Source organism: Pseudoalteromonas sp. CO342X (assembly GCF_004208915.1).
Classification (GTDB): Bacteria; Pseudomonadota; Gammaproteobacteria; order Enterobacterales; family Alteromonadaceae; genus Pseudoalteromonas; species Pseudoalteromonas maricaloris.
Genome location: NZ_SGPH01000008.1, coordinates 1 through 17,158 on the forward strand (window position 1 = coordinate 1; position 17,158 = coordinate 17,158).

Below are 17,158 nucleotides of genomic sequence, written 5' to 3' on the forward strand. Positions count from 1 at the left end.
CAGCCGAAGGGTCGGCCCCGGTCAATGATAGTGTGGATTACCCATGTGAAAGTAGAACATCCTACTTCGTAGCGAGCTAGGGCCAAATAAGAGAAACCCGTTGCAGCAATGCAACGGGTTTTTTTGCTATTTGAGGTATAGAAAATTAGAAAATCTCGCGAGGTAAACTCGCTCCTACCACCGAATACACAGCATTGTGGGAGTGCACGCATCCATGCTGTTCATTTCCTAAGTTGCTAAACTGCGGTTCTGAACTTGATTATGAAAAGACGACAGTTTTATTGCCGTTAATGAAAAGCTTATGCTCGCAGGCTAATTGTAACGCGTTACAAAATACTGTTTTTTCAATGTCTCTACCGATTTTTGCCATTTCTTCAGCATTTTGAGCATGGCTAACTTGCGTGACATTTTGGGCAATAATAGGCCCTTCATCTAATTCATCATTAACAAAGTGAGCTGTTGCTCCGATAATTTTTACACCACGCTCAAATGCCTGGTGGTAAGGTTTTGCACCGATAAAGGCAGGTAAGAATGAGTGGTGAATATTGATAATTTTCCCGTCAAAGCATGAGACAAATTCCGGTGTTAAGATCCGCATATACTTTGCCAAGCCAACAATATCAGGATCATATTGTTCGATTAAATCGGCCATTGCACTGTCGTGTTCTGCTCTACTCAGCCCTTCATGTGATACTAGATGAAAAGGAATACCAAAGCCTTTAACGAGGGGCTCCAACGTATCATAGTTTGCGATAACTGCTTGTACTTCAATATTGAATGCTTGTTCGTATTGTTTAAGCAACACGCCGCCTAAGCAGTGCGCTTCTTTCGTCGCAAGTAGCACTACTTTTGTTCGTTCTTGCCCGTATAGGTTTAACTTGGCGCCAGTTGGTAATGACTGACGAAGTTGTGCCAGAAAGTTATCACTGGGTGTGCCTGTGAGCTCTGTGCGCATAAAGAAGCGCTGTCCTTCTTTATCTACAAACTCATTATTGCGCGTGATGTTTAGGTCGTGCACATGACAAAGGCTAGTGATCTTCGCGATCAGTCCTATGTCATCTTTACACTCTGTTGTTAGTATGTAGCTCATTTCCTCACTCCAATTCGTCTAAGCGAACTTTCAGAATACTGCGAATTGGCAGTGAGATAAATGCCTACCGACAAAAAACTTCGCGATTGCTATAGTATTCAACAGCTGTCTGTGCGCTCACCGCCCATGGTTGAGCAGAGCTTTGAGTTTTGCTGGCTTTACTGGCTTAGACAGGTAATGGATCTGCTCACTTTTAGCGGCGATTTTTACTTCTTCATCCCTCACGGCGGTAATTAAGATAGCAGGAACCGTATCTTGCCACACGGTGCGTAGCGATTTGATCAAAGAGATCCCATCACAGTTATCGTTAAGTTGGTAATCCATTAAAATAACATCTGGTGCGGAATTATGTTTTGCGTAAGCAAGCGCATCTTCTACTTTGTAAAACAGCTGATAATGGCAATGCCATTTATCTAGCAGGCTCGCCATGGCTTCTAGGTTTTTCGGATCGTCATCAACCGCGATGACATTAAGTTGAGTTTTGCTTTGCGGTTTTTGGCTAATATCTTCTTTTACTTGGAGTAAATCCACATTGCCATAGGGTATGTCTATGGCAAAGCGGCTGCCTTGATTAACAACCGAGTTCACTGAAATTGTGATGGATAATAGATCGCATAGACGTTTTACAACACCAAGCCCAAGCCCAATACCTTTATTATCGCCTGCTTGAATACGATAAAAATCGTTAAAGATCTTATTCTGCTCATGGTTTGAAATACCAGGACCGGTATCCCACACTTCAAGCCTTAAACTATGTTTACGGCGTCGACAGGCGATGAGCACTTTGCCATTGTCGGTATATTTAACGGCATTGGAAACCAGGTTTTGAATGATCCGGCGCAGGTAAGTGGTGTCACTGTGCACAATGCTGTGGGAGCTTCTCACCTTAAGTTCTAGACCTTTCTCTTTTGAAATGATGGCATACTCATTTGCCAGTGGTAGTAAGATATCGTCAATGTTGAAATGCCTAGGGGTTGGTTTCATTGCACCTTGTTCAAGTTTTGCAATATCCAAAAGCGCACTCATCAGATGTACGGTGGAGTCTAGGCTATCGGTGAGTTTTTCAAAGTTACCCTGATCTTTACTTATTAGATTGTGGGTATCAATCGCTGCTAAGTACAGGCGTGCGGCATTGAGTGGCTGCAAAATATCATGACTGGCAAGCGCTAAGAAGCGGGTTTTACTCTCATTCGCTTGTTCAGCTTCTTTTTTAGCGGCCATTAACGCCTGCTCTGTTTCGTGACGATTGGCTATTTCCGCTTTAAGATCCATATTAATGGTGCGGATCTCTTGGGTTCTGGCTTCAATACGGTTCTCTAGATCCATATTGATTTCTTCCAGTGCGTTTTGCGTCGCAATATGCGTGGTGATATCTGAAAAACTCGTCACAAACCCGCCTTCAGGCAGCGGGTTTCCCGTCATCTCAAATACTTGGCCATTACGACGGTGGCGAATAAAGTGGTGAGGGGTGCCATTTTTCAGATGTTGAACTCGTTTATCGACGTGTTTATCAATTTCACCAGGACCGCATTCACCGCGCTCGGCGTTAAATCGGATCACTTCCTCTATCGGTTGTCCGACTTCTAAGAAACCATCTGGGTAGGCGAACATCTCGTGATAACGCCTGTTCCATGCAACAAGTTTTAGATCTTTATCAACAACCGAAATCCCATGGCTTAGGTTTTCTAATGAGGTATAAAGTAGGTTTTGGTTGAACTGTAGTGCTTGTGTGGTTTCATCAAAAAAGTTAACCACCTCTTCAAATGCCATTTGGCGACCCGATGACACGGTACGGATCAGAGCTTGGGCAGATGAAGCACCGAGCACTCCCGTGAGTGCGCGCTCGCAGAATGAGATAAATTCAGGAGCTGGGTACGCGTCATTATCTTCTAAAATATTATTTTGAGCATAGTGCCCGAGCAGTTGCTGACTACGCTGAACGCCCAAGAAGGTTTGTAGTAGCACTTTAAAGTCATACACGGTAGCGCGAACTTGTTTATTCAAGCGTTTAGAGAGAGCAGCCTGATCTTTAGGGTTTACGAATGCCGCGGCCTGAATACGGTCGATTAGGCGCTCCTGTGCACCGATAGAAAAGCTAATATAGCAGCTAATGTTAGCGAGCAGTGCAAGTAAAGTTCCTCGGGTGATAAGGGTCTGACGCATTTCATAATCAAGTAATCCTCCAGCTTCCAGAATTGGAAACATAAGAAATAGCATCCAGCAGATAAAACCCGCGATGAGCCCCGCATATACGCCATACGCATGGCCTTTACGCCAATAAAGTCCACCGACAATCGCAGGTAATAGCTGAGTCACCAATGAGAAGGCAACTAAACCCATATTCGCGAGTGCCTCACCATGACCAAACCATTGCTGGTACATATATGAAAGTAATAAGATTGCGGCGATAACAAAGCGTCGAACTAAGAGTATTTGACTCTTAAAACTGCTGTTTAGAATGTTCTTCTTAAATTTACGCTTGAACAACAAAGGTAATACCACATCGTTCGATAACATGGTGCTAAGTGTGAGAGTCGCAACGACTATCATGGCTGTTGCCGCTGATAAACCGCCAATAAATACAAATGTAGCGAGGATCGGATGCTCCATCATGATAGGTAAAGCGAGTACGAAACTATCCGGTGCCGCACCATAGCCAATATCGGGGTGGATAGCGGCGGTAGCGATTGGGATGATCATGGCTGCTATCAATAACAAGTAAAGCGTAAATGCCCAACGTGCGGTTTTTAAGTGTGAAGTATTGTGGTTATCTACCACCACAACATGAAATTGTCGGGGCAAACAGACGATGGCAGCCGCTGCCATAAGCGTTTGTCCAACGAAGTTGAAGTTAAAGAAGTCAAAAGATTGCCAATGTTCGCTCAATGCTTCAAATGAGTCTGGAACTTGAGCTAAAGATTGCCATGCAAGCACGGCAACAATACCGAGTGCGAGTAACTTAACGATAGATTCAAAAGCAACGGCCAACATCAACCCTGAGCGATACTCAGTCACATCTACCTTTCTAGTGCCAAAAAAAATCGCAAATAATGCCATGATTAAGGTGCCAGCTAATGCGAGCGCAGTGCCAGACACTTGCTCATCCTGTTGTAATAACAAAAAGCTACTACTCAAGGCTTTGAGCTGGAGCGCAATATACGGAATGGTTGCCAATAGGGCTATCATCGTTACCATGACGGCCGTAGTTTGGCGTTTACCGTATCGTGCCGAAATGAAGTCGGCAATGGTGGTGATATTCTGCTTTTTACTGACCAATATGAGTTTGCGCAAAAAACCCTGACCGAACAAAAACAGTAAAATGGGCCCCAAAAGAATAGGGAAGTAATGCCAACTACTGGTGGCCGCAGTACCTACCGAGCCGTAATAAGTCCAAGAGGTACAATAAATCCCTAAGGAAAAGGCATAAACAAACGGATGATGACTAATTTTGAGTGCGCGGGGGGTGGTTTTATCTCCCCAGTTGGCGAGCCAAAAAAGTACACCAATATAAGCAGCGGCAACAAGGAGTAAAATGGCAGTCATAATGTTTGTTATAGTTTTTGGTATTAATATCGTCATACTTTAGCAAACAAATGGCACCCATAGTCTAGTTTACTCTATAATTTTATTTGAGATTTATATCTTATTTAAAATCAAAGTATTAGAGTTTTCTTTGGTGAGTGAAGACGTTCATTCACCATTCAAGTTAGACTAATGTCTTACTGTCGTATCCACTCATTGAAAATACATCTTCATCCAACCTGTTTTGACTTATCTTTTTGTTTATAAAGACTTTTTAATTCTTATGAATATCACGCATCCGCAGTTTACGTAAACGTTAACTTACCGTTACGACTAAGGTCTCAATTTCAACTTACCAAGCCGTTGCTACTCTCAATAAGGTCTATTAACACAACTTGCTCCATGTTGGAGCGGGTGATAGGAGATTTAAAATGGCTTTTAAAAGTGAAGAACAAGCGAAAGCATATTGGTCAGAAAATCTCGCCTTGATGTTTAAGCTACTCGCTATTTGGTTTGTCGTTTCATTTGGATTCGGCATCCTGTTAGTTGATGTGCTCAACGAAGTTCGTTTTTTTGGATTTAAACTCGGATTTTGGTTTTCTCAGCAAGGCGCAATTTATACTTTTGTTGCGTTAATTTTTGTCTACGTTTCAAAAATGAATGCGTTAGATAAAAAATACGGCGTGGATGAGTGAGGAGCTAATCGATGGATGTTCAAATTTTAACTTTTATTATCGTCGGCCTTAGTTTTGCGCTCTATATCGGTATCGCTATCTGGGCGAGAGCTGGGTCCACGAATGAATTCTATGTTGCTGGCGGCGGTGTACCTCCTGTTGCAAACGGTATGGCAACTGCTGCAGATTGGATGAGTGCAGCGTCCTTTATTTCAATGGCGGGGATTATTTCCTTTGCTGGTTACGACGGCGGTGTTTACCTGATGGGGTGGACCGGCGGTTATGTATTACTTGCCCTGTGTTTAGCGCCTTATTTGCGTAAATTTGGTAAGTTCACGGTACCAGATTTTATCGGTGATCGTTACTATTCTCAGGTTGCACGTGTGGTTGCGATCCTGTGTGCTATCTTCATCTGCTTTACCTATATTGCCGGTCAAATGCGTGGTGTTGGTGTGGTGTTCTCTCGTTTCCTTGAAGTGGATATTGAAACGGGTGTTTACATTGGTATGGTGATTGTATTCTTCTATGCGGTACTTGGTGGTATGAAGGGGATCACTTATACACAGGTCGCTCAATATTGTGTACTTGTCTTTGCTTATTTAGTTCCTGCTATTTTCATCTCACTGATGATGACAGGCCATTTACTACCACAAACTGGTTTTGGTGCAACGTTGGCTGATGGCTCGGGCACCTATCTACTCGACAAACTAGATGGACTCAGCACCGAGCTCGGCTTTGCGCAGTACACTGAAGGCTCTAAGAGTATGGTTGATGTGTTTGCTATTACTGCTGCACTTATGGTTGGTACTGCTGGTCTGCCACATGTAATCGTTCGCTTCTTCACCGTTCCTAGAGTAAAAGACACTCGTATTTCAGCTGCTTGGACCTTAGTGTTTATCGCTATCGTATATACAACTGCACCCGCTGTTGCGTCGTTCGCTCGTGTAAACATGATCGATACTATCAACGGTAAAGATGGTAGTGGCACGGTATATGAAGAAGCACCACAATGGGTGAAAAACTGGGAGAGAACAGGCCTTATCGTATTCAATGATAAGAATGGTGACGGCAAAATGCAGTACTCTGCAGGCAAGATTGATGATCCTGCAAGTGCAAACGAAGTGAAGATTGACCGCGATATTATGGTATTGGCAAATCCAGAAATTGCGAATCTACCTGCGTGGGTGATTGCATTGGTCGCTGCAGGTGGTATTGCTGCGGCGCTATCGACAACCGCTGGTTTGCTACTGGTTATTTCAACATCGGTATCACATGACTTGTTGAAGCGTACCATTAAGCCGGATATCAACGATAAACAAGAATTGCTGGCTGCGCGCTTAGCGGCGATGGTCGCTATCGCAATCTCGGCATACTTTGGTATAAATCCGCCAGGGTTTGTTGCCTCGGTGGTTGCATTTGCCTTCGGGTTGGCTGCGGCGAGTTTCTTCCCTGCAATTATCATGGGAATATTCTCTAAGCGAATGAATAAAGAAGGTGCGATTGCCGGCATGGTAACGGGTATAGGTTTCACTGCGGCTTATATTATTTACTTTAAGTTTGTCAGCCCTGAGCTAAATGCCCCTGCAAACTGGTTGTTTGGGATTTCTCCTGAAGGGATCGGTATTGTAGGTATGCTAGTGAACTTCGTTGTAGCTGCACTGGTTATGAAGGTGACTGCGGATACACCTGAAGAAGTCAAAGTGATGGTTGATGGGATCCGTAACCCTAAAGGGTCTAGCGCTGCTCACGCACACTAAGCAATGCTAATCGAATTTGCCCAGCCAGTGTGCTGGGCAAATTTGTTTTTGATAGTGCAAAATTGTAGACGATTAAAAGGACAGTTAGGTATGACGCCAGAAATTCAAGATGTCTTTCAGTTTGTTTATAAACAAGCCCCGTTTTCTGAATTGCCCGAAGCGGCTGCCAGCTACTTTTCAAAACATATCGAAATTGTTTATCTTAGCCAGACGAATCAACAAGATTGGCTTCAAGATGGCAAGCCAAATCTATATTTGCTGCGCTCAGGTGTGGTTGATCTGATCTCAGCAAAAGACGAAGTCATTGGTCGTATGAGCGAGGGAGACTACTTTGGTTATCCTTCCTTATTAACCGGTGATGCCATTCAAAATCGCATCGAAGTTCAAAAAGATGGCTTGGTTTATATTCTCAATGAGCAGAACTTTGATTTTTTGCGCCGAGAATACAAACCTTTTGAGCAATACTTTGTTAGAGCACACGCTAACCGACTACTTTCTTCTCGTTATAAACAGCAAAGCGAAACTTGGTCAGAGCGGAAAATATCTGAGCTAATGACTAAAGATGCGGTTACTATCGCGCCGACAGCGAGTATTCGTGAGGCCGCCAAATTAATGAGCCAGCATCGTGTTTCATCAATTATGGTCACGGAGCAAGCGCGCTTGGTTGGCGTTGTGACGGATAGAGATCTGCGCAATCGAGTTCTAGCGCAAGACAAAGATCCCAGTGCTCCACTTGCTGAGATCATGACGGAAAAGCCAAAACATATTTTTGAAAACAACCGTGTGTTTTCGGCCCTACATTTAATGCTTAAGCACAATATTCATCACTTGCCTGTGTTAAATGAAGCATATAAACCATTGGGCATGCTGACCAGCACCGATCTACTGAGACAGCAAAAAAGTGATCCGGTGCAACTTATTGGCAGGATCTATAAAGCACAAAATCTTCTGGCTATCAAAAACTGCGCTCAGGAGATCCCGGATCTATTGCGTCAATTTTCCTATCATATCGAAGATATTTCACTGATTGGCAAGCTACTAAGTGGCCTCACTGATGCGCTAACATCAAGATTAATCTATTTATATCAACAGCAGTACGGTGCCGCGCCATGTCGCTTCGCGTGGATCTGTTTTGGCTCTCAGGCACGAGAAGAGCAGACCTTACATTCAGATCAAGACAATGGTTTGTTGCTACCAGACAATATCAGCGAAAACGATCGTCGTTACTTTGCTGCTTTAGGCGCGTTTGTTTGTGAGCAACTCAACGAGTGCGGTATTCAATCTTGCCCGGGAAATATCATGGCTAGTAATGCAGATTGCCGTGGCACAGTTGCCCAGTGGACCGCCAAATTTAGCAAGTGGATCTTGTCTCCTACGCCAAAAGCGATGCTTAATTGCAAGATCTACTTTGATATGCGTTTTATTGATGGCGCCAGCGATCTCTATGCGACCCTGCGCCAATCTTTGGAGCAGATCAGTCGAAACGAGTTGTTTTATGCGGCAATGGCGACAGACATCAACGCAAACTCGGTACCGATCGGGATCTTTCAACAATTTAAGCTGGAAAAAGACAAGAGTAAACATAAGTATTTAGATTTGAAAAAACGTGGGGTTGCCATTATCAACGATGTGGTTAGGTTGTATGCGCTAAAGGTTGGGGTTGCAAGAGCTAACACCTTAGAGCGCCTAGAGGCACTGACTAAAAGCCCATTACTTGCTAAATCGGATATCGACAATCTAAAAGACTGTTGGCGGTTTTTAACACAATTGCGGTTAAAGACCCAAATCAACCGTGAAGGGTTACCAGGAAATTGTATTAACCCAGAAAACCTCTCTTCTCTTGAGCGCCATCAACTCAAAGAAGCATTTTATTTAGTCAAACAAGCACAGCAGGCGAGTGCGTTTAAGTTTGCTCGAGGGAGTTTATAAGCAATGAACTGGTTTTCTCACTCTGTTGCTAAGTGGCGCTATAAACATCTGCCGTTTGCGCAAGCCGAGTTGGTGGTGCTAGACCTTGAGCTCACCGGGCTTGATCCTAAGCGCCATGAAATTGTGTCGGCTGGTTGGTTGCCGATTAAAAATATGCGGATCCAAGTGAAAGATGCACAGTATCATTTGAACAGTGAAGTGCGAACGCTTGCACAAAGTCCAGTTTTTCACGGTATTGATAGTAGTCAATTGGCAGATGGTGAGTCCTTACAAATTTTGTTGCTGGCGCTTCAGCGCGCGCTCCACGGTAAAGTGTTGGTATGTCATAACGTACAGATGGATTGGGCGTTTCTTAAGGCGGCATTTCAGCGCTTTGAGCTAAACGTAAGACCTGCTTTGTTGTTAGATACCATGCAGATAGATAAGCGTCGTGTGTTAAAGCAAGGCTATCCGTTGGCGCAAGATGCATTAACACTAAACGCTTGTAGAATGCGTTATGGTTTACCTCCTCACCAATTGCATGATGCGCTTAGCGATGCTTTAGCGACAGCGGAACTACTGTTGGCGCAATCTCAGGCCATTTGTGCTGGCGGTAAATGTAAAATTGCGGATTTAACTTGAGTTAAAAAATTGCCCTAGCCCCTTACACATTTCACTCAGGTCGATTACAATAGCGCCATCAAAACGAAGGGGAACTTTCGTACTTGCGACTTCATGGATTTTCAATTTAATGACAATCAAGCTTGCAATTAATGGCTTTGGTCGAATAGGGCGTAATATCGTAAGAGCACTCTATGAGTCGGGTCGTCACCACGAAATACAAATTGTAGCCATCAATGAGTTGGCGGATCCTAAAGGGATCGCGCATCTTCTAAAATACGATACCTCACATGGGCGTTTTGCTTTTCCAGTTTCGTTAACAGAATCTTTTTTGGAAGTAGCTGAGGATAAGATCCAGTTATTTTCAGAGCCAGATCCAAGTCACCTGCCTTGGCGCGCGCTGGATGTTGATGTGGTGCTCGATTGCACTGGCGTCTATCATTCTCGTCAGCACGCACTTGCGCATATTCAGGCTGGGGCAAAGAAAGTATTATTTTCACATCCTGCTGATGCTGATGTTGATGCGACGGTGATCTTCGGTATCAACGAAGAAATACTGTTACCTGAGCACACCATTGTGTCTAACGGCTCATGTACAACAAACTGTATTGTTCCGGTAATTAAAGTGCTAGACGATAAGTTTGGTGTTGAGTCCGGTGCTATTACTACTATTCACGCCTCTATGCATGATCAACAAGTGATTGATGCTTATCACAGTGATTTGCGTCGTACGCGTGCGGCAAGCCAATCCATCATTCCTGTTGATACTAAGCTGGCTCGCGGTATTGAACGTATTTTACCTAAGTTCCAAGGTCGTTTTGAGGCGATCGCGGTAAGGGTGCCAACAATCAATGTTACGGCGATGGATCTGAGTGTGACGCTCAATGAAAATGTCACAATTGATGCGGTAAACTCAGTTCTAAAGCAGGCTGCTGGTGGCCGTTTAGAAGGGGTACTGAGCTACACTGAAGAGCCGCTAGTGTCGGTTGATTTTAATCACGATCCACATTCTTGTATTATAGATGGTACGCAAACTCGAGTGAGTCACAAGCGCTTGGTTAAGCTACTAGTTTGGTGTGATAACGAGTGGGGTTTTGCTAATCGTATGCTTGATACCGCTTGCGTGATGATGCGTGGCTAATCATTTGTTTCAGACGCTGTTATAATCAAATTGTCTGCACAAAATTAAAACAATAATTCAAACCGAGGTAGCAAACGATTGCTGCCTTGTAGATAACAAAATGTATCGTTCTTTAAGGAGATGTCCAATGTCAGTCATTAAGATGGCGGATTTAGATTTAAACGGCAAGCGTGTGTTGATCCGCGAAGACCTAAATGTGCCAATTAAAGATGGCAAAGTCGCGTCGGACGCGCGGATCCGTGCTGCACTACCTAGTATCAAATTAGCGCTAGAAAAAGGTGCTAAAGTGATGGTGATGTCTCACCTTGGTCGTCCAACTGAGGGAGAATATGATGCACAATATTCTATGCAGCCGGTTGTGGATTATCTTAATGATGCGTTATCTCAAGATGTACGTTTAGTGACTGACTATCTTGACGGCGTGGATGTACAAGACAATGAAGTTATCGTATTCGAAAACGTGCGTTTTAACGTTGGCGAGAAAAAAGACGATGAAGTACTTGCGAAAAAACTAGCAGCGCTTTGTGATGTCTACGTGATGGATGCCTTTGGTACTGCGCACCGCGCACAGGCTTCAACACATGGTGTTGGCTTATACGCTGAGGTGGCTTGTGCAGGTCCATTGCTTGCGGCTGAACTAGACGCACTTGGCAAAGCGCTAGATAACCCAGCTCGTCCTTTGGTGGCCATCGTTGGCGGCTCTAAAGTATCAACCAAACTAACCGTGCTTGATTCATTGTCTAAGGTTGTTGACCAACTCGTGACTGGTGGCGGTATTGCAAATACTTTCATTGCTGCAGCGGGTAACCCTGTCGGTAAGTCGCTGTACGAAGCGGATTTGATCCCTGAAGCGAACAAGCTAGTGGCCGCTGCTAGAGCGAATGACGGTGATATTCCTGTTCCGACTGATGTGGTTGTAGGTAATGAGTTTTCAGAATCTGCAGTTGCTACCATTAAAGATGTAAGCGAAGTGTCAGACGAAGACATGATCTTCGACATCGGTCCTGATACTGCAACTCAACTTGCTGAGATCATTGCAAATGCCGGCACTGTGGTTTGGAATGGCCCTGTGGGCGTATTCGAATTTGACCAATTTGGTAATGGTACTGAAGCGATTGCCAATGCTATCGCTAAGTCGTCAGCATTCTCAATTGCTGGTGGTGGTGATACGTTAGCTGCTATCGATAAGTATGGTGTTGAGCAAGATATCTCTTATATTTCTACAGGTGGTGGTGCTTTCCTTGAATTCCTTGAGGGTAAAACACTTCCTGCGGTCGCCATGCTTGAGCAGCGAGCTAAAGACTAAAATTGATTGAGGTAGCGTTAAGCTGCCTCTTAATATCAGGTAAACATCACTCTCTCACATACTTGATGTTTACTTGACGACGCGTAGCGTCCGGTTAGCCAACAAATAAAGTGGTTAACTTCATCAGCGTTGGCTGGTGTAAACATATTATCCGTTCAAACCGATAGCGGTGGCTATCAACAATTGGAGAAAAGCAATATGGCTTTAATCAGTATGCGTCAACTTCTCGATCATGCAGCTGAGCATGGTTATGGCGTTCCGGCATTTAACGTGAATAACCAAGAGCAAATGCGTGCGATCATGGAAGCTGCGGACAAGACAAATAGTCCGGTTATCGTGCAAGGCTCTGCTGGGGCACGCAAATATGCTGGTGCACCATTTATCCGCCACATGATTTTAGCGGCTGTAGAAGAATGGCCTCATATTCCAGTTGTAATGCACCAAGATCATGGTACTTCACCTGCTGTATGTCAGCGCTCAATTCAACTTGGTTTCTCATCAGTCATGATGGACGGCTCTCTAATGGAAGACGGTAAAACGCCTTCAAGCTACGAGTATAATGTGGACGTTACTCGTCGTACCGTTGAAATGGCGCACGCGTGTGGCGTGTCTGTTGAAGGCGAGCTAGGTGTACTTGGTTCTCTTGAAACCGGTGAAGCTGGTGAAGAAGACGGTATTGGCGCTGAAGGTAAATTAACAGAAGATCAGCTACTAACAGATCCTGAAGAAGCTGCAGACTTCGTCAAGAAAACCAATGTAGATGCGCTTGCTATTGCATGTGGTACATCACACGGTGCTTATAAATTTACTCGTCCACCAACGGGCGATATCTTAGCAATTAACCGCATCAAAGAAATCCACGCTCGTATTCCTGATACTCACTTAGTAATGCATGGTTCGTCTTCAGTTCCGCAGGACTGGTTAGCAATCATTAATGAGTTTGGCGGTGAAATTCCTGAGACTTACGGTGTACCGGTTGAGCAAATTGTTGAAGGTATTAAATTCGGTGTTCGTAAAGTTAATATCGATACCGATCTACGTTTAGCATCAACAGGTGCTATTCGTCGCCACCTTGCGCAAAACCCAAGCAATTTCGATCCACGCAAATTCTTAGCGGAAGCGACGAAAGCGATGACTGAGATCTGTATTGCGCGCTACGAAGCGTTCGGTACAGCAGGTCAAGCAGCTAAGATCAAGCCAATTTCACTTGATGATATGCACTTGAGATATCTAACTGGTGAGTTAGATCCTAAAGTGAAATAACTTACCGGATCAAAATTTGACTAAGTAAAATTGTGCATCGCACTTTGATACTTCGAAAAGCCTCTGAAATAGAGGCTTTTTTGTATCTGATCCTTGATTTGAAACCTAGCTTAATAGGGTTTGCTGGATGAAAATATACTTAGATCGCCATTTTACTAGCGAGGTAAATAGGGATCAGATCTTTACTAACAAAGATCATTGTTTGACTAAGTGGATATATTTCAAAACCTCAGATCAATAAGTTAGCTTCGCTTAGATCATTTTTATACCAACTTGATCCAGCGTGAAGCAGTAAGAAGTTAGTAAGAAAATGATCTTGGGGACGATCTTGTTAGTAAAAATCTGATCCTGACAGTGGATGCTCCCTAGCAGTTAATAAAATATTGATCCCGGAGTCAGTTTCTTGATCTCCAGCTAAAAGTGTCTAACTTTAAAAATACGAGATCTGTTCGCTGCGTCCTCTCTGTCTGGCTTCGGCATCTCAAACCTTGTTGTACTGCGCCCAAATACTATCCAAGGTGATCAAAGATGAAAATGAAATACCTACCATTTGTTGCTCTAAGCCTTTGCTCTATGAGTGTTTGTAGTTATGCAAACGAAGCTGTATCTCTATACGGTAGAGCTCATGTCGGTGTACAGAATTCTGATAAAGATGGTGACAGCGATACTTCAATTGAAAGTTATAACTCTCGCATGGGATTAAAGGGAGCTGCAAAGCTGCAAGAAGGACTTGAGATTTTTTATAAATATGAATTCCAAGTTGAGATCACGGATCAAGACAAAGATGGTAAATCAGGTGATAACCTTACAGCACGCTCTCAGTATCTTGGGGTTAAAGGGAGCTATGGTCAGCTCCTGATCGGCCGTGATGATACACCGATGAAAAAGTCGCAAGGCAAAGTGGACTTAATGAATGACTTTTCTGGTGATATTAATTCGTTCTTTGTTGGTGAAAATCGCCTTGGTGACACCGTGCAATATACGACTCCAGCGATCAATCATTTGCAGTTTACGGTGAGTTATATTGCCGAAGACAACAGCAAACAAAATGGTGAAGATGGCTTATCTTTGTCGGCAAGTTACGGTGATAGCAAACTCAAGAAAACCAATGTATATGTTGCTGTTGCCCATGATAATAAAGTCGCGGGACAAGACATTAATCGCGTGACGGTACAAGGAAAACTAGGGGACTTTAAACTCGGCGGTATGTATCAACAAAATGAAGCGATAGATAGTGATGAGGAAGTAGACAGTTTTATGGTGAGTGCTGCCTACCAAATTGAGTCATATACCTTACTGGCTCAATATCAAGATTCGGATGGGGCAGCAGGTAAGCTGAAGGACTCTGGCAATGCAGCCTCTGTGGGTGTGGAAAAAAGTTTAAGTAAACAAGCTCGTATGTATCTTTGGTATTCGAAATTTTCTTTGGATAACAACGAAGATCACAACACGATGGCGGTCACATTGAGGTATGACTTTTAATTTACAAAAGCGTATGGCTATTTACAAAAGGCGTGCTGATTTTGCGGTGAATTGCGGCGTCGCTTTTATTGTATGGCTTGGAGGTCTTAGTCTATATTTCGAAAACACTATTTTGAAACCAATGTTTAGCATAAAATATGTTTAAAATCATATGACTATAAATAAATAAGGTATTCCCTTTGTAGCCAAAAAAGAGATTTTTTTGGCTTGTTTTGCGTTTACACGTTACACTTTCATAAAAATGTCACAGTTAGTCATAATAATGACATCAACAACGTCGGTAACGAGAGAACATTGGGAATGTCACGTAAAGTACTTGTAGTTGATGATGAAGCACCTATCAGAGAAATGTTGGTGTTCGTACTAGAGCAAAATGGTTTTCAAGCAATTGAAGCGGAAGACTATGATTCAGCGGTTGCTGCTATGGTAGAACCTTATCCAGATATGGTGCTACTAGACTGGATGCTGCCAGGAGGCAGTGGTATTCAAATTGCTAAAAAGTTTAAGCAAAGTGAATATACCCGTCAGATCCCAATCATCATGCTAACGGCAAGAGGTGAAGAGGAAGACAAAGTTAAAGGATTAGAGGTTGGTGCGGACGATTATGTGACAAAGCCTTTCTCTCCCAAAGAGCTAATGGCTCGTATCAAAGCGGTAATGCGCCGAGTTTCGCCTACGTCGCTAGAAGAAGCGATAGAAGTTCACGGATTACGTTTAGACCCTATTTCTCACCGAGTGACATCTGCAGGCACTGAGTTAGATATGGGGCCAACAGAGTTTCGTTTATTACATTTCTTCATGACACACCCTGAACGTGTTTATAGCCGTGAACAGCTGTTAGATCACGTATGGGGTACTAATGTGTACGTTGAAGATCGCACTGTAGACGTTCATATTCGTCGCTTACGTAAAGCTATCGCACCGCTTGGTCATGATCGCTTAGTGCAAACCGTACGTGGTGCAGGTTACCGCTTTTCGAGTAAACTGTAATTAGTATTCCAAGAGGAACTGAATTATTTGGTTCCTAAATGGATTTAGTCTATGTATCGAGTGATTGATAAGCAGGCGTTAACAAGACGCCTGTTTTTGTATTTCCTACCACTAGCCTTAATTGGCTATTTAGTCAGTGCACCTTTTCTGTTTCTTTTCATCGGTGCTTTCGTCTTATTAGTTTGGCATTACAAACAACTCTATCGTTTGAGCGACTGGCTGCTCAACCAACGTAGTTTTAATCCACCTGAAGGTAAGGGCGCTTGGGAACAAGTGTTTGAAGGGATCTATCAGCTTCAGCAACGTAATCGCAAAAAGCGCAATGAACTCGCAGAACTGATCCGACGTTTTCGAGAGGGGGCTGAAGCTATCCCTGACGCGGTCGTTGTATTGCAACAAGATCTCAGTATTGTGTGGTGTAACCAATTAGCCTTGAAAGTGTTAGGTTTGCAATGGCCTACAGATCATGGTCAAAGATTGGATAACCTTATCCGAGATCCTAAATTTGTAAAATACATGCATGAACATCGCTTTGATGAAGCATTAGAGCTTGAGACCGGGCTTGCACATGAGCAAGTGTTGGAAATACGAGTCATGCCTTATGCCGAGCAGCTTATGCTAGTGGCGCGTGATGTTAGCCGACTAAAGCAATTAGAGCAGATGCGCAAAGACTTTGTCGCAAACGTATCTCATGAGCTAAGGACGCCGCTAACCGTCATGGCTGGCTACCTAGAGATGATGGATAGCGATAATATGCCACCCCCCGCGATGTGGGCTAAAGCACATGGCACTATGATAGATCAGTGTAAGCGGATGGACAGTCTGGTAAATCAGCTTCTTTCCTTGTCTCGAATCGAAGGGGCGAGAAAGCAAGACAATGACAAAGCCGTGAATATTCCAGCGATGCTTGACCTTATTCATACCGAAGCGAAGTCACTTAATCAGGAAAAGGGCCATGAGCTCGTTTTTGATATTGATCCGACTTTGGATATCAAAGGGGCTGGGGATGAGTTACGCAGTGCTTACTCAAATTTAATTTTTAATGCTATTCATTACACCAAACCCGGTGGGCATATTCATGTACGTTGGTATTTAGAAAACGACTTGCCGACGTTTAGTGTTGTCGATAATGGTGATGGTATCGCGCCTGAACACATTAACCGACTAACTGAACGTTTTTACCGAGTGGATAAAGCACGAAGCCGAAAAACAGGTGGCTCGGGCCTTGGTTTAGCAATTACTAAACATGTGTTGTCTCGCCATGACTCAGCTTTACATATTGAAAGCAAAGTGGGTGAAGGCTCTCGTTTTTGGTTTGCTTTCCCCAAACAAAAGCGAATTTTTATGACAAATGATGAAAGTCATAAAAGTGTAATTTAAGAGTAATTTTATTGTCATTTTATC

12 protein-coding genes are annotated in these 17,158 nt (G+C 43.6%); 10 read left to right on the top strand and 2 right to left on the bottom strand.

Going from position 1 to position 17,158, the window contains the following annotated elements:
• Positions 1-259 precede the first annotated feature (259 nt).
• Both purU and EXT47_RS01730 read right to left on the bottom strand, forming a co-directional pair.
• Entirely contained in the window at positions 260-1,090 is an 831-nt protein-coding gene (purU, locus tag EXT47_RS01725) for a formyltetrahydrofolate deformylase (protein ID WP_017216586.1), read from the bottom strand.
• Between the two features lie 117 nt (positions 1,091-1,207).
• Positions 1,208-4,633 carry a PAS-domain containing protein gene (locus EXT47_RS01730; protein ID WP_039491481.1) on the bottom strand — a complete coding sequence of 1,142 codons (3,426 nt, stop codon included), beginning with the start codon at positions 4,631-4,633 and terminating at the stop codon, positions 1,208-1,210.
• Positions 4,634-5,043: 410 nt separating this feature from the next.
• Here EXT47_RS01730 and EXT47_RS01735 point away from each other — a divergent pair, with 410 nt between their 5' ends.
• The 10 genes from EXT47_RS01735 (at position 5,044) to phoR (ending at position 17,134) form a co-directional block, all read left to right on the top strand.
• Positions 5,044-5,307, top strand: a complete 264-nt coding sequence (locus EXT47_RS01735) for a DUF4212 domain-containing protein (RefSeq protein ID WP_010607553.1) — start codon at positions 5,044-5,046, stop codon at positions 5,305-5,307.
• An 11-nt stretch (positions 5,308-5,318) separates the two neighbouring features.
• A complete protein-coding gene (locus EXT47_RS01740) occupies positions 5,319-7,043 on the top strand; it encodes a sodium:solute symporter family protein (RefSeq protein WP_017216580.1) in 1,725 nt (574 codons plus the stop codon).
• A 90-nt stretch (positions 7,044-7,133) separates the two neighbouring features.
• Complete coding sequence (locus tag EXT47_RS01745; RefSeq protein ID WP_130125781.1) at positions 7,134-8,972, top strand: DUF294 nucleotidyltransferase-like domain-containing protein; 1,839 nt, start codon at positions 7,134-7,136, stop codon at positions 8,970-8,972.
• A gap of 3 nt (positions 8,973-8,975) precedes the next feature.
• Positions 8,976-9,593 (top strand): 3'-5' exonuclease, encoded by a 618-nt coding sequence (locus EXT47_RS01750; protein ID WP_130125782.1) that lies wholly within the window; start codon positions 8,976-8,978, stop codon positions 9,591-9,593.
• A 109-nt stretch (positions 9,594-9,702) separates the two neighbouring features.
• The gene (gene epd, locus EXT47_RS01755) at positions 9,703-10,713 is read left to right on the top strand and encodes an erythrose-4-phosphate dehydrogenase (protein ID WP_010607557.1); all 1,011 of its coding nucleotides are present in this window, start codon (positions 9,703-9,705) and stop codon (positions 10,711-10,713) included.
• Positions 10,714-10,840: 127 nt separating this feature from the next.
• The gene (locus EXT47_RS01760) at positions 10,841-12,019 is read left to right on the top strand and encodes a phosphoglycerate kinase (RefSeq protein WP_039491475.1); all 1,179 of its coding nucleotides are present in this window, start codon (positions 10,841-10,843) and stop codon (positions 12,017-12,019) included.
• Between the two features lie 198 nt (positions 12,020-12,217).
• The gene (fba, locus tag EXT47_RS01765) at positions 12,218-13,282 is read left to right on the top strand and encodes a class II fructose-bisphosphate aldolase (protein ID WP_010378749.1); all 1,065 of its coding nucleotides are present in this window, start codon (positions 12,218-12,220) and stop codon (positions 13,280-13,282) included.
• A 528-nt stretch (positions 13,283-13,810) separates the two neighbouring features.
• Positions 13,811-14,764 (top strand): porin, encoded by a 954-nt coding sequence (locus EXT47_RS01775; RefSeq protein WP_017216574.1) that lies wholly within the window; start codon positions 13,811-13,813, stop codon positions 14,762-14,764.
• A 300-nt stretch (positions 14,765-15,064) separates the two neighbouring features.
• Positions 15,065-15,754, top strand: coding sequence for a phosphate regulon transcriptional regulator PhoB (gene phoB / locus EXT47_RS01780; protein ID WP_010378755.1), 690 nt, complete (start codon positions 15,065-15,067; stop codon positions 15,752-15,754).
• Positions 15,755-15,805: 51 nt separating this feature from the next.
• Positions 15,806-17,134, top strand: a complete 1,329-nt coding sequence (gene phoR / locus EXT47_RS01785) for a phosphate regulon sensor histidine kinase PhoR (RefSeq protein WP_039491473.1) — start codon at positions 15,806-15,808, stop codon at positions 17,132-17,134.
• Positions 17,135-17,158: the final 24 nt, after the last annotated feature.

Bases quoted from the DNA above. Each gene is read 5' to 3' on its own strand.
- EXT47_RS01735 (WP_010607553.1), top strand. From the start codon at position 5,044: ATGGCTTTTAAAAGTGAAGAACAAGCGAAAGCATATTGGTCAGAAAAT.
- purU (WP_017216586.1), bottom strand. From the start codon at position 1,090: ATGAGCTACATACTAACAACAGAGTGTAAAGATGACATAGGACTGATC.
- phoR (WP_039491473.1), top strand. From the start codon at position 15,806: ATGTATCGAGTGATTGATAAGCAGGCGTTAACAAGACGCCTGTTTTTG.
- EXT47_RS01740 (WP_017216580.1), top strand. From the start codon at position 5,319: ATGGATGTTCAAATTTTAACTTTTATTATCGTCGGCCTTAGTTTTGCG.
- EXT47_RS01750 (WP_130125782.1), top strand. From the start codon at position 8,976: ATGAACTGGTTTTCTCACTCTGTTGCTAAGTGGCGCTATAAACATCTG.
- EXT47_RS01775 (WP_017216574.1), top strand. From the start codon at position 13,811: ATGAAAATGAAATACCTACCATTTGTTGCTCTAAGCCTTTGCTCTATG.
- EXT47_RS01730 (WP_039491481.1), bottom strand. From the start codon at position 4,633: ATGACTGCCATTTTACTCCTTGTTGCCGCTGCTTATATTGGTGTACTT.
- phoB (WP_010378755.1), top strand. From the start codon at position 15,065: ATGTCACGTAAAGTACTTGTAGTTGATGATGAAGCACCTATCAGAGAA.
- EXT47_RS01760 (WP_039491475.1), top strand. From the start codon at position 10,841: ATGTCAGTCATTAAGATGGCGGATTTAGATTTAAACGGCAAGCGTGTG.
- fba (WP_010378749.1), top strand. From the start codon at position 12,218: ATGGCTTTAATCAGTATGCGTCAACTTCTCGATCATGCAGCTGAGCAT.
- EXT47_RS01745 (WP_130125781.1), top strand. From the start codon at position 7,134: ATGACGCCAGAAATTCAAGATGTCTTTCAGTTTGTTTATAAACAAGCC.
- epd (WP_010607557.1), top strand. From the start codon at position 9,703: ATGACAATCAAGCTTGCAATTAATGGCTTTGGTCGAATAGGGCGTAAT.